A 25,879-nucleotide genomic window follows, 5' to 3' on the forward strand; every position below is an offset into this window, starting at 1 on the left:
GGGTTACCCCTGAGCCACTTTCAGCGTGTACAAATTGCACACTCCCCACCTGGACGCGTGTACAAACCTGACATTTTCCGAAATCGCGCTCAAAATCGCCCGCATCACCCGATTTCGGCGCCGCAGGGTCCGGCGCGCTGCAAAACCAGTCCTTGACATTTCCCCCCGAAACCCTCATGTGCCCCTCATCACGGCGCCACCGCGTGAGCATCGTCGGGCTTCAGGCCCCACAGCGCCAACACATAACTCCCAGTTCCCCTTCACGCAGGGTTCTTTAGGCGATGGCCGGATGGCGCTGGATTCGCTCGCGCATCCCGAGGTCTCGCTCAACCCTGCCGGTCACATGAACGTGGCCAGTCATCACCTGCTCGCGGGGCTTAACCTGCGGGCCGTAAAGGATAATTTTTTGTTCGACTTCGATATGCTCGGCCTCGCGCCGACACTGAATGACGCGTTGAAGCGCGCCAAATTTACACAACCCACCCCGATTCAGAACCAGGCCATTCCGCTGGCCCTGAATGGGCATGATATCCTCGGGCTGGCCCAAACCGGCACCGGAAAGACACTGGCTTTTGGCCTGCCCCTGATCGACCACCTGCTGGCACAACCTGGCAAGCCCGATCCCAAAACAGCCAAATCGCTGATCCTCGCCCCTACACGCGAGTTGGTGAACCAGATCGCCGACAGTTTGCGCACCCTCACCAAAGGAACAAAGCTGCGGGTCGCCACAGTTGTTGGTGGCCAGTCGATCAACAAACAAGTGATGTTCCTTGCCCGCGGCACCGATATTTTGGTCGCCACCCCGGGGCGCCTGATTGACCTGATGGAACGCGGCGCTGTTGACCTTGGTTCGGTGCGCCATCTGGTATTGGACGAAGCAGATCAGATGCTTGACCTGGGCTTCATTCACGCTCTGCGTCGCATCGCGCCTGCACTGGGAACACCCCGCCAGACCATGCTGTTCTCGGCCACAATGCCGAAACAGATGGAGGAGCTCAGCCGTGCCTATCTGAACAATCCACAGCGGGTGCAGGTTTCACCCCCGGGCAAGGCGGCGGACAAGATCACTCAGTCCCTTCATTTTGTTCCAAAAGCCGAAAAACCCTCTAAACTTCGCCATATCCTGTCTCAGGACGCGGATGCACTGACGCTGGTCTTCACCCGCACAAAACACGGTGCCGAGCGGCTGATGAAAGGGCTGGTCGCCGATGGCTTCAACGCAGCATCCATTCACGGGAACAAAAGCCAGGGCCAGCGTGACCGGGCCATCAATGCCTTCCGCGCTGGAGAGGTGAACATACTGGTGGCCACCGACGTTGCCGCGCGTGGCATCGACATCCCCGGTGTCGCCTATGTCATCAACTTCGACCTGCCCGACGTACCCGACAATTACGTCCACCGTATCGGGCGCACCGCCCGTGCCGGGCGCGAAGGGGAAGCGATCGCGTTCTGTGCACCGGAAGAAGTCGACCTGCTGCGTCAGATCCAGAAGCTGATGAAAATTGAAATCCCTGTCACAAGCGGCACCATGCCGGAAGGGGTCGAGGTTCAGCAACCTGCACGTCGTCAAAACAACCGCCGTCGCGGGTTTAAACCCAAACCGGCCAACGGTGATGGGAAACCTTCCAGCAGCAGACGGCGCCGTCCCAACAAAAGACGTTCAGCCGCCTAAGGACTGAACAGGCTGCCAAAGAAAACGCCGACGCCAGTTTTCATACCGGCGTCGGCGTTTTTTTAGCAAAACCAGCATTCCGCCGGGCTTAATTCCCCGAGCTTTGCTGTTCCTCAATTTCGCGCCATTTGGCAACGTTGCGATTATGCTCCTGCAGGGTTTCTGCAAACGCATGACCGCCCGAGCCGTCGGCGACGAAGAATACATAGTTGGTGTCATCCGGCGCAACCGCAGCTTCAAGGCTCGCCAGACCCGGATTTGCAATCGGCGTGGGGGGCAGCCCATCAATCTGATAGGTGTTCCACGGTGTCGGACGGTTCAGTTCGCTGCGCCGCAACCCGCGGCCCAATGTGCCCTGCCCCTTTGTCACGCCATAGATGACGGTCGGATCTGTTTGCAGGCGCATCCCCTGTTTCAGGCGGTTCACGAACACACTGGCGACCTGGCCACGTTCCTCCGGAACACCGGTTTCCTTTTCGATGATAGACGCAAGGATCAGCATCTCTTCAGGAGTGTCCAGCGGCAACCCGCCTTGGCGGCTTTCCCAAACCGCGTTGATCCGCAGTTGTTGCTTGTCCTGCATGGCCTGCAAAATCGCATTGCGATCCTGTCCGGCCACAACATCGTAACTGTCCGGGGCCAACATGCCCTCAGCCGGGATCTCGGTCACTTCACCTGACAGCGCTTCGAATGATTTCAGAGCTTCAACCACCTGCCACGAGGTCACACCTTCGGCCAGCGACACGCGATAGCGCGTGTCAGCCTCGTTGCGCTTCTCGGTATAGGCATCAGGCGTTTCTTCCTCTTCCGCATCAAATGAAGCAATCTCGACGAAATCCAATGTTGCCGGGTTCAATTCACGCACGCGGGTTTGGGTGCGTGTCACACCGATACGGTATTCGATTTCCGACCCACAAGTGCTGGCGCCGCTGCTGGTGATTTCTTCGATGATCTGCGCCATAGACGCGCCTTCGCGCACCAGAAAGCTGCCCGCTTTCAACCGCTGCGCCTGATCGGTATAGTCAGCGGCCATCCGAAACAGAATTGAACTGCGAATGGCACCCTGATCTTCCAGATCGCGACTGACACGTGTCATATTCGAACCGCTTTTGACCTGAAGGCAAATCGCAGTTTCAAGCGGGCCTTCGGCCTTGTACTGCGACTGTCCCCACAGGATCAGACCGCCCACCAGAAACAGGCCGACCACCAGGATGGTCAGCGCATTCGAAGCGATGGCCCGCCACATTTAACTGACCTTTCCGAAGATCACGCTGGCATTGGTTCCGCCAAACCCGAACGAGTTCGACAACGCCACGTTAATCTCACGCTCGCGCTTGGCGTTGGGGGCAAGATCAATCGGAGTTTCAACTGCCGGGTTGTCCAGGTTGATTGTTGGCGGTGCGACCTGATCGCGGATCGCCAGGATTGAGAATATCGCCTCAATCGCACCCGCAGCACCCAGCAAGTGACCGGTTGCCGACTTGGTCGAGCTCATCGTCGCATTCCCGGCATGCTCGCCCAACAGGCGCTCGACAGCACCCAGTTCGATCGTGTCCGCCATGGTCGAGGTGCCATGCGCGTTGATGTAATCCAGGTCTTTCGGCTCCAGCCCGGCGCTGCGCAACGCCGCTCTCATGGAGCGTTCGGCCCCGTCGCCATCCTCGGACGGGGCGGTGATGTGATAGGCGTCGCCCGACATACCATAGCCCAGAACTTCGGCGTATATCTTGGCACCACGCGCCTTGGCGTGCTCGTAATCTTCCAGAACCACGATGCCAGCGCCCTCTCCCATAACGAAACCGTCACGGTCCACGTCATAGGGTCGGCTGGCAGCCTTGGGATTATCTGCATATTTGGTCGACAGCGCCTTACATGCGTTGAACCCGGCAATACCGATCTCGCAGATGCAGCCCTCGCCACCACCTGCCACCATGACATCCGCGTCACCCGCCCGGATGATGCGGCTGGCGTCGCCGATTGCGTGCGCCCCGGTTGAACACGCGGTCACGACCGAGTGGTTCGGCCCTTTGAACCCGTGGCGGATTGATACCTGACCCGAGGCCAGGTTGATCAGTGCGCCCGGAATGAAGAACGGAGATACCCGGCGCGGACCCTTGTCGCGGATCAGGTTCGCGGTATTGGCAATCGATCCCAGACCACCAATGCCCGAGCCGATCAGAACACCAGTACGCAGGCGCGATTCTTCGTCTTCCGGCAGCCAGCCTGCATCCTTACAGGCCATTTCGGCGGCTGCGATGGAATACAGAATAAAGTCTTCGATCTTGCGCTGCTCTTTCAGCGGCATCCAGTCATCGGGATTGAAGGTCCCGTTGGTTCCGTCGCCGCGCGGCACCTCGCAGGCGTAGGTCGTTGCGACCCCGCTTGCCTCTGCATCGAAATGCGTGATTGGGCCTGCGCCGGACTCTCCGTCCAGCAGCCGCGACCAGGTTTCCTCGACCCCGCTGGCCAAAGGAGTGACCAATCCAAGACCGGTTACAACGACTCTGCGCATGAAGTGCCTCTTGCCTGCTTCCTGTTATGAGAACCGCTCATACCCCGGCCCGGGGTGCGGGGGCAAGAGCAACGGTTCTTTCCGCCCCGGCGTTCTGCCGCCGAATGCCCAAGGAAACCGGAAATTCGGCGCTTGTCAAAACCGCCCTTTCGCGCGTTCAGCCGAAAGGGCGGAGTTGCTTACTGAAACTGCGCGACTGGCTCGTGGGCCGATTTGGCAGTTTCAAGTGCTTTGGCCAAGTCTAGTGTCTTGCGGAACAACGCGCGCCCGACAATCGCGCCCGAGATATTGGGGATGTATGCCAGCCGCGAGATATCGTCTGCCGTGCGCACGACACCGCTGGCAATCACCGGGGTACGCGAATGGTTTGCCAATCGCGAGATCAGACCCAGCTTTGCCTCGACATCTTCGATGTCGCTGTCGATATCCGTCACCACGATGGCGGCAAAAGGCGCATCGCCGAACGCGTCGATAAAGGCTTCGGGCGTGAACGCACTTTGGCTGCGCCAGCCGTCAGTCATAACAAGGCCTTGCCAGACATCAACCGACAGCACGATCTGATCCGGGTAAAGCTTGGCCAGTTCCTTGACCAGGTTCGGTTCGCGCGCGGCCAGCGTGCCAACCACAACGCGGCCCGCGCCCTTGTCGATCCAGCGCTCAATCTGTTCGCGCGTGCGCATGCCACCCGCCAGCTGCACCGGAATCTCGGCCTTGCGAATGATATCTCCGACCAGCTGCGCGTTGGTATCCTTGCCCTCGATTGCGTCGAAATCCGTCAGGTGCATCCATTCGGCACCCGCCTCTGCCCAGCTCCGTGCGGTTTCTACCGGATTCACGTGCCAGATCATCGCTTCTTCCAGACGACCCTTGTCCAGCGAGACACACCGGCCGTTCTGCAGTTCCATCGTGGGGTAAATCCTCATGAGCTCGGTCCTCCGCTCAATCGTTTTGAAATCCCCGGCACCATACAACTGGAATGCCCGCCCGAAATCTCCGGGATCGGCACAGTTTGGCCATTTTGCGGCATACTGATTAAGTGGCGAATTTACGCGCGGGCTGGCGGTCCGTTGCGTCGTAACAAGTGTACCGGGGTTTCATTATACACCCCTTCCCGCATCAAAACATAGCCAAGCTTTTTGGCGAGTTTCTGCGAGGATGTATTTGAAGCGTTTATCATCGCGACCAACGGTCCGGGAATCACCCGGTCAAACCAGTCATGCGCAGCCTTGGCGGCCTCGTATCCCAATCCCTGCCCCTGTGCTTCGGGGACCAGAACCCACCCTGCCTCGGGGAAGCCGTCGAAATCGTCGCCCATGCATCGGTTGCTATAGAAGAATCCGGCTTGCCCGATCAGCTTGCGATTCGATTGCTGCATTACGCCCCACTGACCAAAACCGGCCATCTGCCAATGCCCCGCATTACGCAGGAAAGAATCCCACGCTTCGCCACGCGATCGGGGAGAACCGCCGATATGCCGCACGACGCAAGGGTTACGCCAGATTTCCGCGAACCGGTCAAAGTCCTCTGGGCGCATAGCGCACAGCGTCAAACGCGCGGTATTTATCATCGGAGTGGATCTTATCATGCCCTGTCCACTTTGAGTTTTGCCTCAGTGGAAACAGTGCGCAGGCCACAATAGCCACGCAAGTCCGAAATTCGGGCAGGCATAAAAAAACGGCGCCCCCGTTGCCCGGAAGCGCCGATTTTAATCAGAAAGAAACGCTTAGGACGCTTCGCTGATGAACTTGACGGCGTCGCCAAAGGTCTGGATGGTCTCGGCTGCGTCATCGGGGATCTCGATGCCGAACTCTTCTTCGAAGGCCATGACCAGCTCAACAGTGTCCAGGCTGTCTGCGCCCAGATCGTCGATGAAGGACGCGTTTTCCACGACTTTATCTTCTTCAACACCCAGGTGCTCAACAACGATCTTCTTAACGCGATCTGCGACGTCGCTCATGTCTATTCCTCATTCCTTTACAGGGCGGTCCGCCCGATTCTGCCCTTGCCCGCACGGGTTGGCTTTGGTTTGCCCGTTTTGGGCGGTTTCGGTCCCGGCGAACCGGGAAATAGAAGGCCGACCTGAACGACCGGCCCCGCATAGATGCGCCGCCTATAGCATAGTCGACGCAAGAGGCAAACGCTTTCGCACTCGCCCCTGTCGCGCTCACAACATGGCCATACCGCCGTTCACATGCAAGGTGCTTCCGGTAACATAGCCCGCTTCGGGGCTGGAAAGATACAGAACGGCAGCTGCAATTTCCTCCGGATCGCCCATGCGCCCGGCTGGAACCTTGAGCAACAGACCCTTTTTCTGTTCCTCGGTCAGTTTCTCGGTCATTGCCGTCGTGATAAATCCAGGTGCCACGGCATTCACAGTAATTCCGCGGGTCGCGACTTCGTGGGCCAAAGCCTTGGAAAACCCGATCATACCGGCCTTCGATGCGGCATAGTTCGCCTGCCCCGGATTACCGATTGCGGCCACAACGGACGAGACATTGACGATACGACCCCAGCGCGCCTTCATCATGCCCCGGATCACCCCTTTGCACAGTTTCATGGTCGAGGTCATGTTCACGTCAATGACGCTTTGCCATTCTTCATCAGACATGCGCATGAACAGGTTGTCGCGCGTGATTCCGGCGTTGTTTACAAGAATGTCCACCGATCCCATCGCCTCGACCGCTTGCTTTGGCAACGCTTCAACGGCTTCCGGGTCACTCAGATTGCAGGGCAGAACATGCGCGCGTTCACCCAGTTCGTCGGCCAGAGCCTGAAGCGGTTCAACGCGTGTACCGGACAACCCAACCGTTGCACCTGCGCCATGCAACGCCCGTGCGATGTGGCCTCCGATACCGCCCGAAGCACCGGTGATCAGCGCATTCTTACCTGTTAAATCAAACATTCGGTTTCCCTCTTGCTGCGTCGGTTACAACGCGAATTGAGCTTACGATTCGGCCTGAATGGCCTTCTGGACGTCTTCCGGTGTACCCACAGCCTTGCCCGCGATTTCGCGATCGATCTTGCGGATCATACCGGACAGCGCTTTGCCAGCGCCGATTTCCCATGTTTCAGTCACGCCTTGAGCCGCCATATATTGCACGCTTTCCCGCCAGCGAACCGAACCCGTCACCTGCTCGACCAGCAATTGACGGATCAGATCCGGGTCGCTGACAGCCTCAGCGCGCACATTGGCCACCAAAGGTACGACAGGGGCCTTAATTTCGACGGCAGCAAGCGCTTCTGCCATTACATCTGCAGCAGGTTTCATCAGCGCACAGTGAAATGGAGCACTTACCGGCAACATAACGGCACGTTTTGCACCTTTTTCCTTGGCGATCTCGGCTGCGCGCTCGACAGCGGCTTTTGAACCCGACACGACGACCTGTGTGGGATCGTTGTCATTTGCGGCCTGACAGACCTCGCCCTGTGCGGCTTCTTCCGCCACGGCGCGCACGGCCTCCAGATCCAGCCCCAGAATGGCGGCCATGGCCCCCTCGCCAACGGGTACGGCGCTTTGCATGGCTTGACCACGGGTGCGCAACAGACGCGCAGTATCTGCAACAGACAAGGCACCCGCTGCGGCCAGAGCCGAGTATTCACCCAGTGAATGCCCCGCCACAAAAGCCGCCTTGCTGACAGATACGCCTTCGGCTTCCAAAGCGCGCATGGCTGCCATCGACGTTGCCATCAACGCGGGTTGTGCATTCTGGGTCAGTGTCAGGTCAGCAATATCGCCGTCCCAGATCAGGCTGCTCAACTTCTCGCCCAACGCGTCGTCCACCTCATCGAAGATGGCCTGAGCTGCCGGGTAGGCCTCAGCCAGAGCTTTGCCCATACCTATGGTCTGGGCGCCTTGCCCCGGGAAAACGAACGCGAGTGTCATTGCAACCTCATGGATGGTGTCAGGTTGCGGCGGGGTGTAAACTGACTGACCGTCTGGCACAAGTATTGCCTGCTTTCTGCATTCTGGCACCTTTTTTGTGCACCCGCGCTCACTTGTGTCTGTTTCATCCGGCTTTACCTTGGGCACACCCTAGAATCCCGGAGCGCCCGACATATGCAATCGACCAATTCCTTTTCAAGCTACGGCAGCATCGCAAAGACGTTTCATTGGCTGACCGCGTTGCTGATCTTCACGGCTTTGCCCCTCGGCTGGGTCGCAGATAATCTGGCGCATGCGGTACTGCACTCGGCAACGGCCCCTACCGAGTTGGAAATTGCCCGTGCGGCGCGCGTGTTCTCATTGCATAAAACCGTGGGGGTTACCGTGTTCTTCGTGGCATTGGCCCGCATTCTTTGGGCGTTCACGCAAACCAAGCCCGGCCTTCTGAATGCTGACAACAAGCCCGAAGCCTTTGCCGCTGAAACCGTCCACTGGCTGCTTTACGGTTCGCTGGTCCTTGTGCCGCTGACCGGCTGGATTCACCACGCCGCGACCGAAGGCTTTGCCCCAATCCTTTGGCCCTTCGGCCAAAATCTGCCTTTTGTACCGAAATCCACCGCCGTGGCCGAGGTTACAGGAGTTCTGCATTGGCTTTTCATGTGGGTTCTGGTTGTTTCCCTTGTCCTACACGTTGCAGGTGCGCTGAAACATCACGTCATCGACAAGGACGGCACATTGCGCCGGATGTTACCGGGCCTGTCTGATGTGCCGGAACCACCACATCAAACCCATTCACTGATTCCAGCCGTCGCCGCATTGGTGGTCTGGGGTGTCGTCGTCACCGGAGGCTGGGCAACGGGTAAGCTTACCCCTAACGTAGGTGAAGCACCGGATGTCCAACTGACCGAGGTTCAATCCGAATGGAAGGTTCAGAACGGCACGCTGTCGATTACGATTTCGCAACTGAATAGCCCCGTCACAGGTTCGTTTTCGGACTGGACGGCCGCAATTACTTTTGACGAACCCACAGAGCCGGGCCCGGCAGGGTCTGTCGATGTCACGATAGCCATCAGCTCGCTTAGTCTTGGAACCGTAACCGATCAGGCCATGGGACCGGATTTCTTCGACAACGCCCGGTTCCCGACTGCTCAGTTCAAAGCCGACCTTTATAAAACCGAAAATGGTTACGAGGCGCGCGGTCCGCTTACAATTCGCGACAAGTCGATCGATGTCGTTTTGCCCTTCTCGCTGGATCTTCAGGGCGACACAGCCACCATGGCGGGCACGACCGAGCTTAACCGGCTGGAGTTTGATGTAGGCACATCGCAGCCTACCGAAGACTCGCTGGGCTTTACCGTCGCAGTATCCGTAGAACTCACAGCGGCACGCGGTCAGTAAGGCAAAAAAAACGCCGGTGATTTGATCACCGGCGTTTTTCTGTTCGTGATTCTGTGATTACTCGGCTTTTTGTGCCTCGACCGAAATCTGGATTTGCACTTCGTCGCTGACAAACGGTGCAAACTGACCCAGGTCGAATTCGCTACGGACAAGCGTTGTTGTCGCGTTGAAACCAGCCCAGGGCTTGTTTGCCATCGGGTGGGTGTCAGCCTTGTTGAGCTTTGCGTCCAGAACAACCGATTTGGTCACACCGTTCATCGTCAGATCGCCGGTGATGTTCGCGGTGTTTTCACCAGTCACCTCGATTCCTGTCGAAGTAAAGGTGATCAAATCTCCTTCGGCCGCGCCAAAGAAATCCTCGGTCATGAAGTGATCTTCACGGGGTTTCCAGCCGGTAAACATCTCCAAAACGGGCATCGACACACTCACGCTCGAAGCGGCGGGGTTTTCCTGGTCGAACATGATCTCGCCTTCAAAGCCGGAAAACATGCCAGTCGTGGTTGAAAACCCAAGGTGGTCATAGCTGAAAATGACTTGGCTGTGGCTGGGATCCAACACGTATTTCTCGGCGCTGGCGAATGCCGTTGTCGCTGATACGGCCAATGCAGCAGCAAGAAGGGTGGATTTCATATCAATCTCCGCGGTTTTGTGAATGCAGTCCGTCAGGACTGCTTGAATACAAAATGTGCCGCCCAAGGGCGGCACACAACCTTTTTTGATTCACAACTTCTGTTCTTTTTTGAACAGAATAAAAATCAACCGAAAATTGTTACGCTTTTGCTGAGCTGCCCTTTCAGCGCCCGGCTGACATCCGCCGATTCAAGCGGCAGCTTCATCAAAAGACTTCCGTCCACGTCAAACAGGTGAACCTCATTCTCTTCAAAACGCGCCCCACCCAGCGAGTCATAGCTGCGGCGCAGGACAGTCTGAGGGCGTCCGTCTTCGTTCTTTTGCAATACCCGGACTTCGCGGCGGATCGGGTCGAAATAGGCGTCAGGGCGCGGGTCGAAAACCTCGATTGTCAACAAGGCGACGCCAACGACCAGAAACAGCATGGATGCCGCCATCTTGATCGGCCAAACATCTGCGCCAACGACCGATCCGGGCATCAACCACATTGAAAACGCGGAAACGATCAAAAACGCCCCGACCATCCGCGCCAGTATCAGGCGGGCCTTCCAGTTCGGTGCAAATGTGATCATTACCGGCACCGAATTCTCAAAGCGCGAGCCGGCAACGTTTTCCTGATATGCGTTTGTGTTAGTAGCGGTCATAACGCGTCACCCTTTTAAGGTTACTTTCGAAATTCTGTTGATCCGGTTGATGCCCGGTATGCAAAACAACTTTGAGCCGAAAAGCGTCAGCAATTGGGCGACCCAAAGGAATTTGGGCGGCGTCTCAGAGGCATGTGTGGCAGGGCTTGCCCTTGCGGCTCAGACGTGTATACGGGGCCATCCTTCGCAGTCATATGAATCGCGCAGCCTCTCGTGGCAGGGTCGCGAAGGAATGTTTGGCCCCGCCTATGAAATGCGCCTTGATATAAACAGGAGTGCACATGCCACTGTATGAGCATGTAATGATCGCGCGTCAGGATCTGTCCAACGCGCAGGCGGAAAGCCTCGTCGAACATTTCGGCACCGTTCTGGCTGACAACGGCGGCAAGCTGGTTGACAGCGAGTACTGGGGCGTCAAGACGATGGCCTACAAGATCAACAAAAACCGCAAGGGCCACTATGCCTTTCTGAAAACCGATGCCCCCTCGGGCGCGGTGCAGGAAATGGAACGCCTGATGCGTCTGCATGAAGATGTCATGCGCGTTCTGACCATCAAGGTCGACGGCCACGAAGATGGTCCGTCGGTTCAGATGCAGAAGCGCGACGAACGTGGCGAACGCCGCGAGCGCCGCTGATCAACGCCTGAGAAAAGGACTATAACCCATGGCCGCAAAACCATTTTTCCGCCGCCGCAAGGTCTGCCCGTTCTCGGGTGAAAATGCGCCGAAAATCGACTACAAAGACACCCGTCTGCTGCAGCGCTACATCTCTGAGCGTGGCAAGATCGTGCCTTCGCGCATCACTGCCGTTTCGGCGAAAAAGCAGCGTGAACTGGCCCGTGCTATCAAGCGCGCTCGCTTCCTCGCCCTGCTGCCCTACGCTGTGAAGTAAGGAGAGACTGACATGCAAGTTATCCTGCTGGAACGCGTTGCGAAACTGGGTCAGATGGGCGACGTCGTTGACGTCAAGCCTGGCTATGCCCGCAACTTCCTGCTGCCCCAAGGCAAAGCCCTGAGCGCATCGGACGCCAACATCGCGTCGTTCGAAGCCCAGAAAGCGCAGCTTGAGGCCCGCAACCTGGAAACCAAAAAAGAAGCTGAGGCCCTGGCTGAAAAGCTGGACGGTCAGCAGTTCGTCGTGATTCGCTCGGCATCGGATGCCGGCGCTCTGTACGGTTCGGTCACCCCGCGTGACGCCGCTGACGCCGCAACCGAAGCAGGTTTCACCGTCGACAAGAAACAGATCATCCTGATCGCCCCGATCAAGGAACTGGGTCTGCACACTGTCGCAGTGAAACTGCACCCCGAAGTTGAAGTCGAAATCAAGATGAACGTGGCCCGTTCGGCAGAAGAAGCTGAACTGCAGGCTTCGGGCAAATCGATTCAGGAACTGGCTGCTGAAGAAGAAGCCGCTGCTGAATTCGAGATCGCCGAACTGTTCGACGACATCGGCTCGGCCGCTTCGGATGATGATGACATGGTTGCCGACGCGGCACCGGTTGCAGAAGACGAAGCCAAAGCCTGATCTGGCCGCTTGTGAGCATTCTAAAGGCCGCGCCAAAGCGCGGCCTTTTCTTTTTTCCCTTTGTATTCACATGTCGTACCGGCAAGTTTCAGCCCATTTTCCCGTGTACGCTTGAAGGCTCATTGTCGTTCCGTATCATTGCCGCCAAAATCCAGAGGACCGAAAAATGCTTGTTTATCTGCGCCAAAGTTTCCTGGCACTGTTTCTATTTGTGTCGTTGGTTGCCTGCGGGGCAGACCAGGTCTCCAAGGCGGGTACGCCACATTTTGACCCGCCGCTCCACCCGAATGAAACGCCCGAGCTGAGAGCTTCGATCAACAGATGGGCGGACCATTACGAGATTCCGCGGGAACTGGTTCACAAGCTGGCCATTCGCGAAAGCACACACCGACCATGGGCCGTCAACCGGCCCTATTACGGCCTTCTACAGATCCTGCCAGCCACGGCGCGCTCGATGGGATACACCGGCAAAGCCGAAGGTTTGCTGGACGCCGACACCAACCTTGAGTTTGCCGGGAAGTACTTGCGCGGGGCGTGGATGCTTTCAGATGGGGACCAACGCAGGGCAATTTTTCTGTACGCCAAAGGTTTTTATCCCGAAGCTAAAGCCCGAGGAATGCTGGTCGAAACCGGGCTTAGGCCAACACCCTGACGGTCATTCGCGTCAGAATTCGATCGGAATCAGCACTTGAAACTGAATAGTGACAAAAATGTTCTATTGGGTGTCGCAATATGCGATATTGCACAGACAATTTAGACCTCTCCTTGTCATGTTTAGAAAAGTATGATGTTCTGACTTGGTGAGGTAAACGGGTTCCACTCTGTGTAATACGCATGCTCGACGACACCATCGGGCAGCAAGATGGGCCACAGCTGGTAGGCGCCACATGGAAATTGTCGATCTGAGCACCCTGCCGGATTCAGAAGTTCGATATACCGAATTTCTAAGGCAAATCTGTGAGAAGCATGACATGGATCATGCTGCCTATGCTGGTATGAATCCGGCGGCAGGAACTGTGGCTGGCTTTGTCACCTATGACGACGCCTGGACTGAGCACTACCAGAAACAGGGTCTGATCATGATTGATCCGACCATCCACATGGCTCGCCGCAGTATTGCGCCGGTGGACTGGAGCCGTTTGGAAAGAAGTCCGGACTTTCAACGCGTGTTCCGGGATGCTCATGATTTTGGCTTGCCTAGTCAGGGTGTTACGATCCCGGTACGCGGCCCTTACGGTGATATTGGCCTGCTGAGCGCTACCCGAAATTGCAGCAAGGAAGAGTGGCGTAAGCTTTACACGAACTTTATCGGCGATTTGCAGGCCATGGCCGTGCACATCCACGACAACGTCGTGTCCTCGGATCAGCTGACCGGCGCACTATATCATCCGACATTGTCCTCTCGCGAAGCGGAAATCCTGCAATGGGTCGCTGCAGGTAAGTCGCAGCAGGATATCGGCGATATTTTGTCGATTTCGCACCGAACCGTAGAAGTACACTTGCGTTCGAGCCGGGAAAAGCTTAGTGCGCTGACCACCCCTCAGGCCGTAGGGCGGGCGATAGCGATCGGGCTTATTACCCCGGGATAAACAAAAAAATCCCCAAATTCCGCCAAAATACGGGAATCCCCCAATAGAAAAATCCTTCGAGAGCGGTAACGTCAATATTACCGAACAACCACTCGAAGGGGGAAGAAATGATCATCGTGGTAGATGGCCTGAACAGACATATGTTCAGCGAAGTTCTTGACGAAATGTTCGAGTTGAGAGCACGTGTTTTTGGCGGACGTCTTGGATGGGACGTAAAGATCGAAGACGGCAAGGAAATTGATGAATTCGATCATCTGGACCCGGCATACGTAATCGGACTCGACGACGGGGGGAATGTCGTCGCAGCCGTGCGTGCCCTTCAGACCACAGGACCTCATATGTTGTCGGATGTGTTTTCGGCCATCCTCTGCGGGGAAGCACCACTGCGCAGCGCAACAATGTGGGAATCGACACGCTTCTGCGTGGACACGCAACGCCTTACACGCGGCAAGGAAAAGAACTCAGTCTCTTATGCCACCTGCGAGCTTATGATCGGCTCTCTGGAATATGCCAAGAACGCAGGTATTCAGGATATCATCACCGTAATCGATCCGGTCATGGACCGGGTTCTGAAACGGTCGAACTGCGCGCCATACGACTATGTCGGTGAAACGGTTCCCATGGGGAAAGTCTCGGCACTGGCCGCCCTGTTGGATTGCACCGATGAACGCATCTCGGGCCTGCGTGAGTTTGCAGGCATCCATGAGAACGTCTTTATGGATGACGAAGAGGCACTGGCACTGTTTGCAGCCAAGAAGGCAGCAACCCAGAGCCCGGCCAATCAGGATCACAAGCCACTGACCGAACTTGAGAAGTATTTTGTGGAACAGATGAGCGCCGCAAGAAACGAAGCTGAACGTCAGGACGTTTTGAAGCTGATCGAAGCGCTCTCGGATACGTTCACACCAGAGCAGAAGATCGCTCTGCTAGATACCCCCCGTGCTTTTGCTCATGAGGCCTGACCCCCTCACCTCATAGATACAAAAGCCACCCATGCGGAGCCGTCTGTTTACAGGCGGCTCCGTTTTTTTTACCCCTCTCTGAACAAAGAGGGAAGGAAGAGGATTATTCCTCTTCCAATGCCTCAATGGCTTTTTGCAGGTCGTCCTTGCTGACTTCCTTGTCGCTGACCTGCGCCAGCTCGAACACATAGTCGACAACCTTGTCTTCGAAGATCGGCGCGCGCAGTTGCTGCTGCATCTGAGCGTTCTGCTGCACGAACTCGAAGAACTGGCGTTCCTGACCCGGGTACTGACGCGCCTGGTTCATGATCGCCTGGGTCATCTCGGCGTCGGTGACTTCCACCTCTGCCTTCTGGCCCAGCTCGGCCAGCAGCAGACCCAGACGCACGCGGCGTTCGGCCAGCTTGTTGTGCTCATCGGTGGGTTCGATCTCACCGTGGTCATGACCGGTTACTTCAGGGTTTTCCTCGTGCCACAGCTGATGTGCAATCTGCTTGGCTTCGGCTTCAACCAGCGACGGTGGCAGGTCGAACGACACTTTTTCGTCCAGCACGTCCAGCAGGGCCCGCTTCATGACCGCGCGCGACGCGCCCGCATATTCTGCTTCGAGACGTTCCGAAATCTGAGTTTTCAGAGCGGCCAGATCCTCGGCGCCGAACTTCATCGCCAGCTCATCGTTGATCTCGGCTGCAACCGGCTCTTTCACTTCCTTGATCGTGCAGGTGAAGACCGCGTCTTTTCCGGCCAGGTGTTCGGCACCATATTCTTCCGGGAATGTCACGTTGACGTCTTTTTCTTCCTCGGCCTTCACACCGACCAGTTGCTCTTCAAAACCGGGGATGAAGCTGTTTGACCCCAGAACCAACGGGTAATCTTCGGCCGATCCACCTTCGAATTCTTCGCCATCAACCTTGCCGACAAAATCGAACACGATCTGGTCGCCATCCTTGGCTTTCGAACCCTTGCGGCGGGCTTTGAAGTCCTGAGCGGTTTCAGCCAGGTTATTCAGCGCTTCCTCGACGGCGGCATCATCCGCCTTGACGATCAGCTTGTCCAGCGCGACCGATTTCAGATCGACCTCAGGGATCGCGGGCAGCGCTTCGTAGGACATCGCGACCTCGATATCGTCGCCTTCTTTCCAGTCCTCGTTGGTCATCTTGACTTCGGGCTGCAGCGCGGGGCGGTCGCCGCTGTCTTCAAAATGCTTGTTCATCGCACCGTCGATGGATTCCTGCATCGCCTCACCCAGCAGGCGCTGGCCAAACTGCTTTTTCAGCAGCGCCATCGGCACCTTGCCTTTGCGGAAGCCTTTCATTTCGATTTCCGGCTGTGCTTCGGTCAGCTTTTCATTGACCTTGTCGTCCAGTTCGGCTGCGGTCACAACGATGTTGTAGCCGCGTTTCAGACCTTCGTTCAGCGTCTCGGTAACCTGCATTTTGGTAGTCCCCATAGGATTCGGGGCGCGCAAAACGGGCGCGCCGGGCAAATTTGACGCCTTCTATTTGCCCAGCCGCCAACGTGCAAGGGGCAAAGGCTGAATCAACCTGGTTTTGGCAAAAAAGAACGCCCCGAAAACCGGGGCGTTCGTGTTGGCTCGCTGGAAGGCAATTAAAACTTCCAGCGCGCGCCCAGTACCCAGGCTTCGTTGTTTTCGAACGACGTTCCGTCATCGAAATCGTGGTTGCGATACTTCAGGTAAACATCGGTATTGATCGCTTCGACCTTCTGCACGACAGCGATACCCCATGCCTTGGTGTCGGACCCGTTGGTTTCGAAATCCCCGCCGTCATAATAGTCGATGCCGACACCTGTCTTACCCCAGGATACCCAGTTCCCCTCGTACGAGACCTTGCCGTACCAGTAATTCGGGTCCGTCTGGCCAGCTCGGTCATCGTCACGCGTGCCGCCGGCAATCGTGAACCCCAGACCGCTGGGCAACAGCACCGAGGCCGAACCGAGTGTATCCTTGCGATCCCCTGAATTGTCATCCCGCTCCCGCACCGAATACGCGACAGCTGCCGCAAACTCTACACCGCCTGCAAAGGTGTTTTCATAGAACACGCCGACATCGTAGTAGTCATCATCGTCACTGCTGGACAGAATGTTCTGACCATATGCAAAAGCGGCCGAGAATCCGTTAACCGTTGGAGTGTCATACCGGACGCGCCCACGACGTGAGCCATCAAAGTTGCTGGAACTGTCACCAACCGTAATACCGCTCAGCACACCGTTTGTGCCGCGATAGAAAAAGCCAGAGTTCTCATCGTTTGTGAACGAATACAGCGCGGTGCCGACATAGGACAGGTCCACTTCTGCAGCACCATCTGCCGCCATGCTGCCCTGACCTGCCGAGAACTTGCCGTAGCTGCCCTTCAAGGCAAAATCCACAAACCGGATATCGTCGCGGGTCCAGCCGCTAAAGTTTGTACCGTTCTGGTTCCATTCAGTCGAATTCGGCAATCCCAACGCCGATTCCAAGCGGAAGGTAAACTCGTTCTGGCCAAATGGCTGCATCAGACGCAGGCCAACCCGGCTGTTCGACAGATCGTTGTCGAGGACCCGGGTCTCGGTATCTTGTCCGTCATCAACAGAAATCAAGGCCGGGTTAAACTGCCCGTAAAGCAGCACATAGCCGCCGCTGTTATTTTCGTATTTCAGCTCTGCGGCTGCCGGAACAGCGACCGTGGCAGTCAGAAAGGCGGCAACCGATATCTTTTTGATATTTGGGGTCATTTCACTCACCATAGTTGGTTCGGGGTTCAGATACTGCCCATTTGTTTACTGAATCCGAGCGTTCCAGTGGTCTGCGCCTTGTCTTACGCAAGAATTGTATTTTAGCAACAGAACATACTAATAATTTTGACATTTTACATTATTTTTCATTAACTTACAAGATACGGCTCCATCTCGTACTGGCAGCTTGCAAACGATTAGTGATGCCTGCCTATGCACCTGGCAAATATGCGGTATGCATCTGCACACATCTTGACAGCGAAAACATGCCATTCTGACAGAGCCTGAGCTGCTTTCTGCCCAAAACAACTAGATATTCAGCTGTTTGAAAACACCGGGCAACTGCTCAGGCAGATCCTCGGCGATCAATCCCGGCCCGAAAAGACGTGCGCATTCCACGTGCAGCCATGCTGCTGTCTCAGCCGCCGTCATCGGATCGAATCCCCGCGCCAATAGCCCGGCGATGTAACCGGCCAACACATCGCCTGACCCGGCGGTTGCAAGCCAAGGGGCTGCGCGATCATAGCATGCGGCATTGATCGAGCATCGCCCGTCCGGCGCCGCAATGACAGTATCCGGCCCTTTGAACAACACGACACATCCCGCACGTGCCGATGCCTCTCGCGTTGCGTCCACCTTGGAATAGGCGGGGCCTCTGACCGGCGTTTCGCTCAGCTTTTCCGCCAGATCGGGGAACAGCCGCGCAAACTCTCCGCCATGCGGGGTCAGAACGCAGCGGTCATGCAGCATTTCAAACAGGTTTTCTGGATCGCCCGCAAATGCCGTCAGCGCATCCGCATCCAGAACCGTCGCACGTTTCGCAATCAGGGCGACCGGCACCAGGTCCCGCGCTCGCTCCAACCCCAAACCAGGGCCAAGACAAAGGGCGTTCATCCGCACGTCCTGCAGTACGTCTGACAGCATTTGAGAACCATCAACGCACTGTAGCATGAGGGCGGTGATCCGGCTCGCCACCTCTGCCAAAGCCAAGGATGGCACCCCCAGCGTCACCAACCCTGCCCCAATTCGCAACGCCCCCCGCGCCGCCAGTCGCGCCGCACCTGTCTTGCCGGGCCCACCGGAAAGGATCAGGGCATGCCCATGGGTGTATTTGTGCTCATTCATACTCTTACCAAGGCAAACCCCAGGCAGATTATCCACAGCCTTCGAAATCTCGTCGCCCCCCGCATCCTGTCTCAATCCGATATCTTTCGTGACAACATGTCCGCAAAAATATGGTCCCTCACTCAGCACGTGGCCAAGCTTTCTCGAATGAAACGAAACCGTAAGTGCTGATCGTGCACAGCGACGTCCATGCTGAGGGAAAAGTTCTCCCACGACTTTGCCTGAGTCTGCGCAAAGACCTGAAGGAACGTCTATCGCGACCGTGCGTGGAGGAACTATGTGCGTACCCGCATCCTGACGCCGCAACTCCCTTGCCGTCTCAGCGTCATTATATGCCCAGAGAATTTCCCATAGCCTCACATCTTCAATCGATCGTGTTAGACCGGTCCCAAACAATGCGTCGATGAGAATATCCGGATACAAGATTCTGCCCCGTGCGATCTCAGATACATCCTTTGCCGAACCACCCCATCGCTCATAACTCACCCGCGCATCCGGCGGCAGCCTATCTGGATCGCCATACAGGAATACCTCAACCCTCCAGCCCAGTTCCCGCAAAAGCCGCGCCACGACAAACCCGTCACCGCCGTTGTTTCCGGGGCCGCACAATACGACTGCACGCAGCGGATCCTCTTCATCTTTTTCCAAATACTCCGGGGAGCGCGAGGGGCTGGCCCCTCGCCTGTCCAGATCCGGCCATTCCTCGAAGATCGCCTCGACAACACATTGCCCTGCCCGCTCCATCAGTTCCAAACCCGTAACCTCACCGGACCTGATGGCCGCGTGCTCGATGGCTTTCATCTGCGCTGCTGTCAGCAATTCCGTCATATCACACCTTCGCACGATTCAATTTCGATTACTTTTTGTGCAAACCGCCTAAAATTTAGCACAGAGCCTGATTTCAACGGATACCGACCCAACCGATACCGCAATCACGTTGCCGCCCGATCTTAGACGTGATCACTGCGCCTGAGACAACCATTCAAGGTGAGCCGGAATGAAAAAGATCGAAGCGATCATCAAGCCGTTCAAACTGGACGAAGTGAAAGAGGCGTTGCAGGACGTAGGTGTTCAGGGTCTCAGCGTCGTCGAAGTCAAAGGTTTCGGCCGTCAGAAAGGCCATACCGAGCTGTATCGTGGAGCGGAATATGTTGTCGACTTTTTGCCCAAGGTGAAGGTCGAGGTCGTATTGGACGATGACCAGGTGGATGCCGCCATCGAAGCCATCGTGTCGGCTGCCAAAACCGACAAGATCGGCGACGGAAAGATCTTTGTCTCTCCGGTTGAACAAGCCATTCGCATCCGTACCGGCGAGACCGGCTCGGAAGCGCTCTAACATACCAATCTTCAAGTCAGAGGAATCAAGAGAATGAGCAAGGACGCAGTTCTTCAGCTGATCAAGGAAGAGGGCGCCGAATATGTCGACGTCCGTTTCACCGACCCCCGCGGCAAGCTGCAGCACGTGACCCTGATGGCCGATCAGGTCGACGAAGACTTCCTGGACGAAGGCTTCATGTTTGATGGTTCGTCCATCGCAGGATGGAAGTCGATCGAAGCTTCGGACATGAAGCTGATGATCGATACCGATAGTGCATATGTTGATCCGTTCTACGCAGAGAAAACCATTTGCGTGCACTGCTCGGTTGTCGAACCCGATACAGGCGAAGCCTATGAGCGTGATCCGCGCGGCACAGCGCAGAAAGCCGAAGCATACCTGAAGGCATCAGGAATCGGTGACGTCGCATATATGGGTCCCGAAGCCGAGTTTTTCCTGTTTGACGATGTCCGTTATTCGAACACAATCAACAAGGTATCCTACGAAGTTGATGCAACTGACGCATCATGGAACACCGACACCGAATACGAAATGGGCAATACGGGCCACCGTCCGGGCGTCAAGGGTGGCTACTTCCCGGTGAACCCGATCGACGAAGCGCAGGACCTGCGGTCGGAAATGCTGTCGACCATGAAGCGTCTGGGCATGAAGGTCGACAAGCACCACCACGAAGTTGCGTCTTGCCAGCACGAGCTGGGCCTGATCTTCGACAGCCTGACCAAGCAGGCGGATGAGCTGCAAAAGTACAAATATGTCATCCACAACGTGGCTCATGCGTACGGCAAATCGGCAACCTTCATGCCGAAGCCTATCGCAGGTGACAACGGCACCGGCATGCACGTGAACATGTCAATCTGGAAAGACGGCAAGCCACTGTTCGCGGGCGACAAATACGCTGATCTTTCGGACGAAGCGCTGTACTTCATCGGCGGTATCCTGAAGCACGCCAAGACCCTGAACGCCTTCACCAATCCGGCTACCAACAGCTACAAGCGTTTGATCCCCGGTTTCGAAGCCCCCGTTCTGCGCGCCTACTCGGCCCGTAACCGTTCGGGTTGTGTCCGTATTCCATGGACCGAAAGCCCTAAAGCAAAACGTGTCGAGGCTCGTTTCCCCGATCCGGCTGCAAACCCCTACCTGGCGTTTGCCGCTCTGTTGATGGCCGGCCTTGACGGCATCAAAAACAAGATCGATCCGGGCGAAGCCATGGACAAGAACCTGTACGATCTGCCTGCCGAGGAACTGGCCGGTATCCCGACTGTCTGCGGCAGCTTGCGTGAAGCTCTGGAAGCGCTGGCATCGGATCACGACTTCCTGCTGCAAGGTGACGTGTTCACCAAGGACCAGATCGACGGCTACATCGCCCTGAAGATGGAAGAGGTCGAAACCTACGAGCACACACCACACCCGGTTGAATACGGCATGTATTACAGCTGCTAAGCAACCACGGCATGGATTTGCAGGGGCGCTCAAACGGGCGCCCCTGTTTCATTTGCGCCGGTCTGTCGCTGTTCAGCCTCATCGGGCGCCATAGCGCAGAATACACACTTTTTACCTTCGCCCTTGCTATGCGCCCGATGCTGAGGATCTGAAATCCTTCAAAGGCACTCCGCAGACCAATCAACAGGCATTTGCAGGAGCGGTTGGAGCCACTCCAACGAACTGCTTTGCCCAATTCAAAGCTCAAGGTAGGCTGGCCACAGATTTCAACACCATCGGATAATAATTATGTTTCGTCTTTACGTGTTAATCGCCCTGCTTGTGTCTTCGCCCCTTCTGGCCGCGCCTTGTGGGAATACCAGCGCGGGGTTCGAGGCCTGGAAGGCCGATTTCGCCCAGCAGGCCCGCAAGGCTGGTGTGAAAAAGAAGGGCCTTCAGGCGCTTGCCCAGGCGCAATACGCCACGGGCACAATCGCGGCGGATCGCAATCAGAAAAGCTTCAAATACACGCTGGACAAATTCATGCGTGTCAGAGGCGCTGATGCAATCGTCGCGCAGGGGCGCAAGCGCAAGGCAACCAATCCGGGTTTCTACGCTGCGCTTGAACGGCAATACGGTGTTCCGGCGGGCGTTCTGATCGCCATTCACGGCATGGAAACCGGCTTTGGCAATTTTATGGGAGACAGTCAGGTTGTTTCCGCAATCACGACACTGGCCTATGATTGTCGCCGGTCCGAGTTCTTTGTTCCGCACGCAATCGGGGCACTGAAACTGGTCGATGCAGGAAGCATTACCGTGGCGACAAAAGGGGCAAAACATGGCGAGTTGGGTCACACTCAGTTCCTGCCGGGCAACGCCCTGACCTATGGCGTCGATGCCACTGGCGACCGTCGGGTGGACTTCTATGACATGACCGACGCGCTTGCCTCGACCGCCAATTTTCTTCGCAAGAAAGGGTGGAAGCCAGGGCGTGGCTATCAGCCAGGGGAGCGGAATTTTCAAGTGCTGAAACAGTGGAACGCGGCCTCTGTTTATCAGCAATCCATAGCAATCATGGCCGCCCGAATCGACCAATAGCCCGGTCGCACCAAAAACACACTCCGCACCCGCTTTCGCCACATTTCCGCCACAGTGACAAACAAAAGCCTTTAGTTTCTTGGTTTCCAATGCGTAACCAATGCCGGGGTAAAATCACCTTTTTTGCATTTTCCGCCAAATTCTCCTCACGAATGGTTGTTACAGTGTTTGCTGAACAGTACGCAAAAAAGGACAGTGCAGTGGCTCGGAAGCACAGCTACCATGGCGGCCTGCAATTCAATGGCGACGCAAATGGCGCGATCGAGCGTTTTGGCACAATCGTTGCCACGACGCTGGAAGATTACGGCCATCTGGTCGAACGCAAGGCGTTGCTGAGCAATTCCGAAGCAAGCATTGTTTCAAGTCAGTACCTTGTGCGACTGACCCTGGACACAGGCACCCCCGAGCAGGAAGACCGGTACGAGCGTATGGATCGCGCCGCGGGGCTAAAAACGATAACAAAACCCCGCGCCGCAAATCCGCAAAACAGGTTGGTTCTTTCGATCACGCCGGTTTCCCCCCTGCTGGATGACTCCGAGATTTCGGAACTGATGATGGTCGTCATTCTGTATCGCATGGTCGATATCTGTTCGACCCGGCGCGTTGAATGGCTGTCGCCACACACGGTTCTGACGGTCGAGCAGTTCATGAGCGCCTTTGACACTCTGACCCCCAGCCGAACACGCGACAGAAAACAAATTTTTCAGTCGCTGACCGGGCAGTTTTCGGCAATGAATTTGCCCGAGAACGATGACACCATAAGTGTTCTTCATGCTTCGACGTCCCGCCCGATCCAGCTGACAGATGAACAATTGCTCAGCATCGCGTTTCGCAGTGAAGATACAAACAGGCCAGGTCAGGAATCGTTCGATGACGAAGATGGTGTCGTAAAGCCAAGTGACGTTTTGCGTCTCAGCAGTTGGTGCATGACGGGTGTACTGGCTGGCGTTTCGACCCCGATTGCCCTGTCAATGGCTGCTGTCAATCTGATCCGGGGTGAAGATTTTCGCCTCAACACACAGGTGCTTGTCTTTACCTTCGCGATAGTTGCCCTGAACGCAACGAACGCGTTTGCCGATGTTGCGGCCGCCTTGGGCCAATAAGAGAATTACAGAAGACCCTCCTTGGATGCCCCGCCTTTAGGCGGGGTTTTCCATTTTGGGAACCGCGTTCGCGGCCAGAATATAAGTGTGGATTGAAAAGACGACCGCATCCGTTTTCGGCAAGCGCAGCAGGGTTTGCCGCTCACTTCGCAAGTAGGACGTTTTACGTCGATCTGTGTCGCCCCGCCTGTCACTGGAGCTTCGGGGCTGAAACAGTTCGGGGTCTTCATACCAAAGCGCGTTAAAACGCCAGAGCGGACGGCCGGGCTGTATCCCGTCGAACAGGCGCTGCACCCGCTTGGCGATATTTTCGTCGTAACTTGCGACAGGCACATGGATGTCGATCAGTGGTCGCATGAATTTTTCGGACAAAAGCCAGCTGGCCGGGAAACACAGGATTGCGCCGGTCAATACATGTTCAGTTCCGCGCTTTTGCAGGATGCAAAAATCCTCCTGAACCAGCCTGCACAATGTATCAAGCGGCTGCGCCCGGTCGACTGCGACACTTACTCCGTCGGGTCTGACGACCTCCTCACCCGCATTGGGATAGACCTGCGACAGCACAAGGTCGAGCAGCTCCCGAGCGGCGGGTTCTGCCTGCGGATCAAGCGCCAGAACGTCATCGCGGCGTTCCGTCAGCAGCTTCTGCCGGCGTTGCATCTGACCTGCAAAAGCTTCGTCCCGATGCAACCAGTTTTCCATCGTTGCAGGCTGGATACCCGGTAAAGCACGTAGGTCGCCGACATCATACGGTATTTTATCTTGCAGAATTTTATTCATTCCAGTGGCTTAGCATGGGTCGAAATATTTGTCGGTCGAAAACGACAGGATCGCCGTCGCATTTTTCCAAGACGATCGATATGGGCACCTTAGGTTTGACTGAACAAGCAACGAGGTCCGTCATGAACAAGCATTACCGAGACACGCGCAAGATTGACCCCAGCCGAGGCGCTACGCTGGGTGATGGCACGCCAAACGAAAATGACCGGATCGAGATCGGACCGACACAGCTGGCTTTTGACGAATGGGCTGCTGCGGGGCTGGAACTGCCCAATCTTGCCCGGATGCGGGAACACCGCTGGAAACGACTGACGCAGGCCATCGTTGATCGCGGATATGGTGGCTTGCTGGTTTTTGACCCGCTGAACATCCGCTACGCAACCGACAGCACGAACATGCAGTTGTGGAATACGCATAACCCGTTTCGCGCGGTGCTGTTATGTGCCAATGGCTATATGGTGATCTGGGACTACAAGAACTCACCTTTCCTCAGCACGTTCAATCCGCTGGTGCGCGAGCAGCGGTCAGGCGCGGACCTGTTTTACTTCGACCGTGGCGACAAGGTGGATATTGCGGCAGATGTTTTCTCGAACGAGGTGCGCGTACTGATCGATGCGCATGGCGGCGGCAACAAACGTTTGGCTGTCGACAAGATCATGCTGCATGGTCTGCGCGCGCTTGAGGCGCAGGGCTTTGAGGTCATGGAAGGTGAAGAGCTGACCGAAAAGACCCGTGCCGTGAAGGGACCGGATGAGATTCTGGCCATGCGCTGTGCCAATCACGCCTGCGAAACCGCTGTGGCGGAGATGGAGCGCTTTGCACGCGCGAATGTCGGCAATGGAAAGACAACCGAGGATGATATTTGGGCTGTTCTGCACGCGGAAAACATCCGGCGCGGTGGCGAATGGATTGAAACCCGCCTGCTGGCATCAGGCCAACGCACGAATCCCTGGTTCCAGGAATGCGGGCCCCGCATCACGCAGCAAAACGAAATCATCGCCTTCGACACCGACCTGATCGGGTCATACGGGATATGCATCGATATCTCGCGCACTTGGTGGATTGGCGACCAAAAACCCCGCCCTGACATGATCTATGCCATGCAGCACGCGCATGAACATATCATGACCAACATGCAGATGCTGAAGCCCGGCGTAATGATCCCGGAACTTACCGCCATGTCGCACAGGCTTGATGACAAGTTTCAGGCGCAGAAATACGGCTGCCTGATGCACGGAGTGGGATTGTGTGATGAATGGCCGCTGGTTGCGTATCCGGACAAAGCCGTCGAAGGCGCATATGACTATCCGCTGGAGCCCGGCATGGTGCTGTGCGTCGAAGCCTGCGTTGGCGAAGTCGGTGGCGATTTCAGCATCAAGCTTGAGGATCAGGTTCTCATTACCGAAACCGGGTATGAGAACCTGTCCAGATATCCCTTTGACCCCCAATTGATGGGAATCGAATAAGGCCG

26 protein-coding genes are annotated in these 25,879 nt (G+C 56.4%); 13 read left to right on the forward strand and 13 right to left on the reverse strand.

All coding sequences use genetic code 11. The annotated features are described in order from the left end of the window. The first annotated feature begins 406 nt into the window (after positions 1-406). Positions 407-1,672, forward strand: a complete 1,266-nt coding sequence (locus tag ACR0M9_RS03610; protein WP_480772951.1) for a DEAD/DEAH box helicase — start codon at positions 407-409, stop codon at positions 1,670-1,672. 88 nt (positions 1,673-1,760) lie between these two features. Here the strand turns inward: ACR0M9_RS03610 and mltG are convergent, their stop codons facing one another. From mltG to fabD, 7 genes are all read right to left on the reverse strand, one after another. Continuing rightward, complete coding sequence (mltG, locus tag ACR0M9_RS03615) at positions 1,761-2,918, reverse strand: endolytic transglycosylase MltG (protein ID WP_480772856.1); 1,158 nt, start codon at positions 2,916-2,918, stop codon at positions 1,761-1,763. Then, positions 2,919-4,184, reverse strand: a complete 1,266-nt coding sequence (gene fabF / locus ACR0M9_RS03620) for a beta-ketoacyl-ACP synthase II (protein WP_209596796.1) — start codon at positions 4,182-4,184, stop codon at positions 2,919-2,921. A 179-nt stretch (positions 4,185-4,363) separates the two neighbouring features. Then, positions 4,364-5,107, reverse strand: a complete 744-nt coding sequence (locus tag ACR0M9_RS03625) for a 1-(5-phosphoribosyl)-5-[(5-phosphoribosylamino)methylideneamino]imidazole-4-carboxamide isomerase (RefSeq protein WP_480564242.1) — start codon at positions 5,105-5,107, stop codon at positions 4,364-4,366. A gap of 122 nt (positions 5,108-5,229) precedes the next feature. Continuing rightward, positions 5,230-5,769, reverse strand: a complete 540-nt coding sequence (locus ACR0M9_RS03630) for a GNAT family N-acetyltransferase (protein WP_267364575.1) — start codon at positions 5,767-5,769, stop codon at positions 5,230-5,232. A gap of 138 nt (positions 5,770-5,907) precedes the next feature. Then, positions 5,908-6,141, reverse strand: a complete 234-nt coding sequence (locus ACR0M9_RS03635) for an acyl carrier protein (protein ID WP_050602116.1) — start codon at positions 6,139-6,141, stop codon at positions 5,908-5,910. Between the two features lie 207 nt (positions 6,142-6,348). After that, entirely contained in the window at positions 6,349-7,086 is a 738-nt protein-coding gene (fabG, locus tag ACR0M9_RS03640; protein ID WP_480504723.1) for a 3-oxoacyl-[acyl-carrier-protein] reductase, read from the reverse strand. A 42-nt stretch (positions 7,087-7,128) separates the two neighbouring features. Next, on the reverse strand, positions 7,129-8,067 hold the full coding sequence (gene fabD, locus ACR0M9_RS03645) for an ACP S-malonyltransferase (protein WP_209503566.1): 939 nt from the start codon (positions 8,065-8,067) through the stop codon (positions 7,129-7,131). Positions 8,068-8,241: 174 nt separating this feature from the next. On the opposite strand from fabD, the gene ACR0M9_RS03650 reads away from it, so the two are divergent. Next, the gene (locus ACR0M9_RS03650; protein ID WP_480772857.1) at positions 8,242-9,465 is read left to right on the forward strand and encodes a cytochrome b/b6 domain-containing protein; all 1,224 of its coding nucleotides are present in this window, start codon (positions 8,242-8,244) and stop codon (positions 9,463-9,465) included. Positions 9,466-9,522: 57 nt separating this feature from the next. On the opposite strand, the gene ACR0M9_RS03655 is transcribed toward ACR0M9_RS03650, so the two are convergent. Next, positions 9,523-10,095, reverse strand: coding sequence for a YceI family protein (locus tag ACR0M9_RS03655; protein WP_209503563.1), 573 nt, complete (start codon positions 10,093-10,095; stop codon positions 9,523-9,525). A gap of 125 nt (positions 10,096-10,220) precedes the next feature. After that, positions 10,221-10,739, reverse strand: a complete 519-nt coding sequence (locus ACR0M9_RS03660) for a hypothetical protein (protein WP_209596809.1) — start codon at positions 10,737-10,739, stop codon at positions 10,221-10,223. A 281-nt stretch (positions 10,740-11,020) separates the two neighbouring features. Here ACR0M9_RS03660 and rpsF point away from each other — a divergent pair, with 281 nt between their 5' ends. The 6 genes from rpsF to ACR0M9_RS03690 all read left to right on the forward strand — a co-directional run bounded on the left by rpsF (position 11,021) and on the right by ACR0M9_RS03690 (position 14,814). After that, positions 11,021-11,374 (forward strand): 30S ribosomal protein S6, encoded by a 354-nt coding sequence (rpsF, locus tag ACR0M9_RS03665; protein WP_209503558.1) that lies wholly within the window; start codon positions 11,021-11,023, stop codon positions 11,372-11,374. A gap of 28 nt (positions 11,375-11,402) precedes the next feature. After that, positions 11,403-11,630 (forward strand): 30S ribosomal protein S18, encoded by a 228-nt coding sequence (rpsR, locus tag ACR0M9_RS03670; RefSeq protein ID WP_005608650.1) that lies wholly within the window; start codon positions 11,403-11,405, stop codon positions 11,628-11,630. Between the two features lie 12 nt (positions 11,631-11,642). Continuing rightward, a complete protein-coding gene (rplI, locus tag ACR0M9_RS03675; protein ID WP_480772858.1) occupies positions 11,643-12,263 on the forward strand; it encodes a 50S ribosomal protein L9 in 621 nt (206 codons plus the stop codon). 166 nt (positions 12,264-12,429) lie between these two features. Next, positions 12,430-12,915, forward strand: coding sequence for a transglycosylase SLT domain-containing protein (locus ACR0M9_RS03680; protein WP_480504716.1), 486 nt, complete (start codon positions 12,430-12,432; stop codon positions 12,913-12,915). Between the two features lie 235 nt (positions 12,916-13,150). Next, complete coding sequence (locus ACR0M9_RS03685; RefSeq protein ID WP_267364591.1) at positions 13,151-13,852, forward strand: LuxR family transcriptional regulator; 702 nt, start codon at positions 13,151-13,153, stop codon at positions 13,850-13,852. Positions 13,853-13,959: 107 nt separating this feature from the next. Continuing rightward, positions 13,960-14,814, forward strand: coding sequence for an acyl-homoserine-lactone synthase (locus ACR0M9_RS03690; protein WP_209503550.1), 855 nt, complete (start codon positions 13,960-13,962; stop codon positions 14,812-14,814). Positions 14,815-14,917: 103 nt separating this feature from the next. Here ACR0M9_RS03690 and tig read toward each other — a convergent pair whose 3' ends face one another. The 3 genes from tig to ACR0M9_RS03705 form a co-directional block, all read right to left on the reverse strand. Then, complete coding sequence (tig, locus tag ACR0M9_RS03695) at positions 14,918-16,249, reverse strand: trigger factor (protein ID WP_480504714.1); 1,332 nt, start codon at positions 16,247-16,249, stop codon at positions 14,918-14,920. Positions 16,250-16,422: 173 nt separating this feature from the next. Continuing rightward, a complete protein-coding gene (locus ACR0M9_RS03700; protein ID WP_480772859.1) occupies positions 16,423-17,547 on the reverse strand; it encodes a porin in 1,125 nt (374 codons plus the stop codon). A 309-nt stretch (positions 17,548-17,856) separates the two neighbouring features. After that, a complete protein-coding gene (locus tag ACR0M9_RS03705; RefSeq protein WP_480772860.1) occupies positions 17,857-19,500 on the reverse strand; it encodes an NAD(P)H-hydrate dehydratase in 1,644 nt (547 codons plus the stop codon). A 169-nt stretch (positions 19,501-19,669) separates the two neighbouring features. Here ACR0M9_RS03705 and ACR0M9_RS03710 point away from each other — a divergent pair, with 169 nt between their 5' ends. The 4 genes from ACR0M9_RS03710 (at position 19,670) to ACR0M9_RS03725 (ending at position 23,628) form a co-directional block, all read left to right on the forward strand. Next, a complete protein-coding gene (locus ACR0M9_RS03710) occupies positions 19,670-20,008 on the forward strand; it encodes a P-II family nitrogen regulator (protein WP_480772861.1) in 339 nt (112 codons plus the stop codon). Positions 20,009-20,041: 33 nt separating this feature from the next. Further along, positions 20,042-21,448 carry a type I glutamate--ammonia ligase gene (glnA, locus tag ACR0M9_RS03715; RefSeq protein ID WP_480538134.1) on the forward strand — a complete coding sequence of 469 codons (1,407 nt, stop codon included), beginning with the start codon at positions 20,042-20,044 and terminating at the stop codon, positions 21,446-21,448. Between the two features lie 288 nt (positions 21,449-21,736). Further along, positions 21,737-22,525, forward strand: a complete 789-nt coding sequence (locus tag ACR0M9_RS03720) for a lytic murein transglycosylase (protein ID WP_480485269.1) — start codon at positions 21,737-21,739, stop codon at positions 22,523-22,525. A gap of 200 nt (positions 22,526-22,725) precedes the next feature. After that, positions 22,726-23,628 carry a hypothetical protein gene (locus tag ACR0M9_RS03725; RefSeq protein ID WP_480772862.1) on the forward strand — a complete coding sequence of 301 codons (903 nt, stop codon included), beginning with the start codon at positions 22,726-22,728 and terminating at the stop codon, positions 23,626-23,628. Positions 23,629-23,664: 36 nt separating this feature from the next. Here the strand turns inward: ACR0M9_RS03725 and ACR0M9_RS03730 are convergent, their stop codons facing one another. Then, positions 23,665-24,408, reverse strand: a complete 744-nt coding sequence (locus ACR0M9_RS03730) for a heme-dependent oxidative N-demethylase family protein (RefSeq protein ID WP_480545395.1) — start codon at positions 24,406-24,408, stop codon at positions 23,665-23,667. Positions 24,409-24,530: 122 nt separating this feature from the next. Between ACR0M9_RS03730 and dddP the strand changes: the two genes are divergently transcribed. Then, a complete protein-coding gene (dddP, locus tag ACR0M9_RS03735; RefSeq protein ID WP_480485264.1) occupies positions 24,531-25,874 on the forward strand; it encodes a dimethylsulfonioproprionate lyase DddP in 1,344 nt (447 codons plus the stop codon). The last annotated feature ends 5 nt before the right edge of the window (positions 25,875-25,879 follow it).

The sequence above is a fragment of the Ruegeria sp. CH2 genome (assembly GCF_056537065.1).

Bases quoted from the DNA above. Each gene is read 5' to 3' on its own strand.
- glnA (WP_480538134.1), top strand. From the start codon at position 20,042: ATGAGCAAGGACGCAGTTCTTCAGCTGATCAAGGAAGAGGGCGCCGAA.
- ACR0M9_RS03690 (WP_209503550.1), top strand. From the start codon at position 13,960: ATGATCATCGTGGTAGATGGCCTGAACAGACATATGTTCAGCGAAGTT.
- ACR0M9_RS03705 (WP_480772860.1), bottom strand. From the start codon at position 19,500: ATGACGGAATTGCTGACAGCAGCGCAGATGAAAGCCATCGAGCACGCG.
- ACR0M9_RS03685 (WP_267364591.1), top strand. From the start codon at position 13,151: ATGGAAATTGTCGATCTGAGCACCCTGCCGGATTCAGAAGTTCGATAT.
- ACR0M9_RS03630 (WP_267364575.1), bottom strand. From the start codon at position 5,769: ATGATAAGATCCACTCCGATGATAAATACCGCGCGTTTGACGCTGTGC.
- rplI (WP_480772858.1), top strand. From the start codon at position 11,643: ATGCAAGTTATCCTGCTGGAACGCGTTGCGAAACTGGGTCAGATGGGC.
- ACR0M9_RS03730 (WP_480545395.1), bottom strand. From the start codon at position 24,408: ATGAATAAAATTCTGCAAGATAAAATACCGTATGATGTCGGCGACCTA.
- mltG (WP_480772856.1), bottom strand. From the start codon at position 2,918: ATGTGGCGGGCCATCGCTTCGAATGCGCTGACCATCCTGGTGGTCGGC.
- ACR0M9_RS03660 (WP_209596809.1), bottom strand. From the start codon at position 10,739: ATGACCGCTACTAACACAAACGCATATCAGGAAAACGTTGCCGGCTCG.
- ACR0M9_RS03720 (WP_480485269.1), top strand. From the start codon at position 21,737: ATGTTTCGTCTTTACGTGTTAATCGCCCTGCTTGTGTCTTCGCCCCTT.
- ACR0M9_RS03635 (WP_050602116.1), bottom strand. From the start codon at position 6,141: ATGAGCGACGTCGCAGATCGCGTTAAGAAGATCGTTGTTGAGCACCTG.
- tig (WP_480504714.1), bottom strand. From the start codon at position 16,249: ATGCAGGTTACCGAGACGCTGAACGAAGGTCTGAAACGCGGCTACAAC.
- fabF (WP_209596796.1), bottom strand. From the start codon at position 4,184: ATGCGCAGAGTCGTTGTAACCGGTCTTGGATTGGTCACTCCTTTGGCC.
- ACR0M9_RS03650 (WP_480772857.1), top strand. From the start codon at position 8,242: ATGCAATCGACCAATTCCTTTTCAAGCTACGGCAGCATCGCAAAGACG.
- ACR0M9_RS03680 (WP_480504716.1), top strand. From the start codon at position 12,430: ATGCTTGTTTATCTGCGCCAAAGTTTCCTGGCACTGTTTCTATTTGTG.
- ACR0M9_RS03710 (WP_480772861.1), top strand. From the start codon at position 19,670: ATGAAAAAGATCGAAGCGATCATCAAGCCGTTCAAACTGGACGAAGTG.
- ACR0M9_RS03655 (WP_209503563.1), bottom strand. From the start codon at position 10,095: ATGAAATCCACCCTTCTTGCTGCTGCATTGGCCGTATCAGCGACAACG.
- fabD (WP_209503566.1), bottom strand. From the start codon at position 8,067: ATGACACTCGCGTTCGTTTTCCCGGGGCAAGGCGCCCAGACCATAGGT.
- ACR0M9_RS03700 (WP_480772859.1), bottom strand. From the start codon at position 17,547: ATGACCCCAAATATCAAAAAGATATCGGTTGCCGCCTTTCTGACTGCC.
- rpsR (WP_005608650.1), top strand. From the start codon at position 11,403: ATGGCCGCAAAACCATTTTTCCGCCGCCGCAAGGTCTGCCCGTTCTCG.
- fabG (WP_480504723.1), bottom strand. From the start codon at position 7,086: ATGTTTGATTTAACAGGTAAGAATGCGCTGATCACCGGTGCTTCGGGC.
- ACR0M9_RS03625 (WP_480564242.1), bottom strand. From the start codon at position 5,107: ATGAGGATTTACCCCACGATGGAACTGCAGAACGGCCGGTGTGTCTCG.
- rpsF (WP_209503558.1), top strand. From the start codon at position 11,021: ATGCCACTGTATGAGCATGTAATGATCGCGCGTCAGGATCTGTCCAAC.
- dddP (WP_480485264.1), top strand. From the start codon at position 24,531: ATGAACAAGCATTACCGAGACACGCGCAAGATTGACCCCAGCCGAGGC.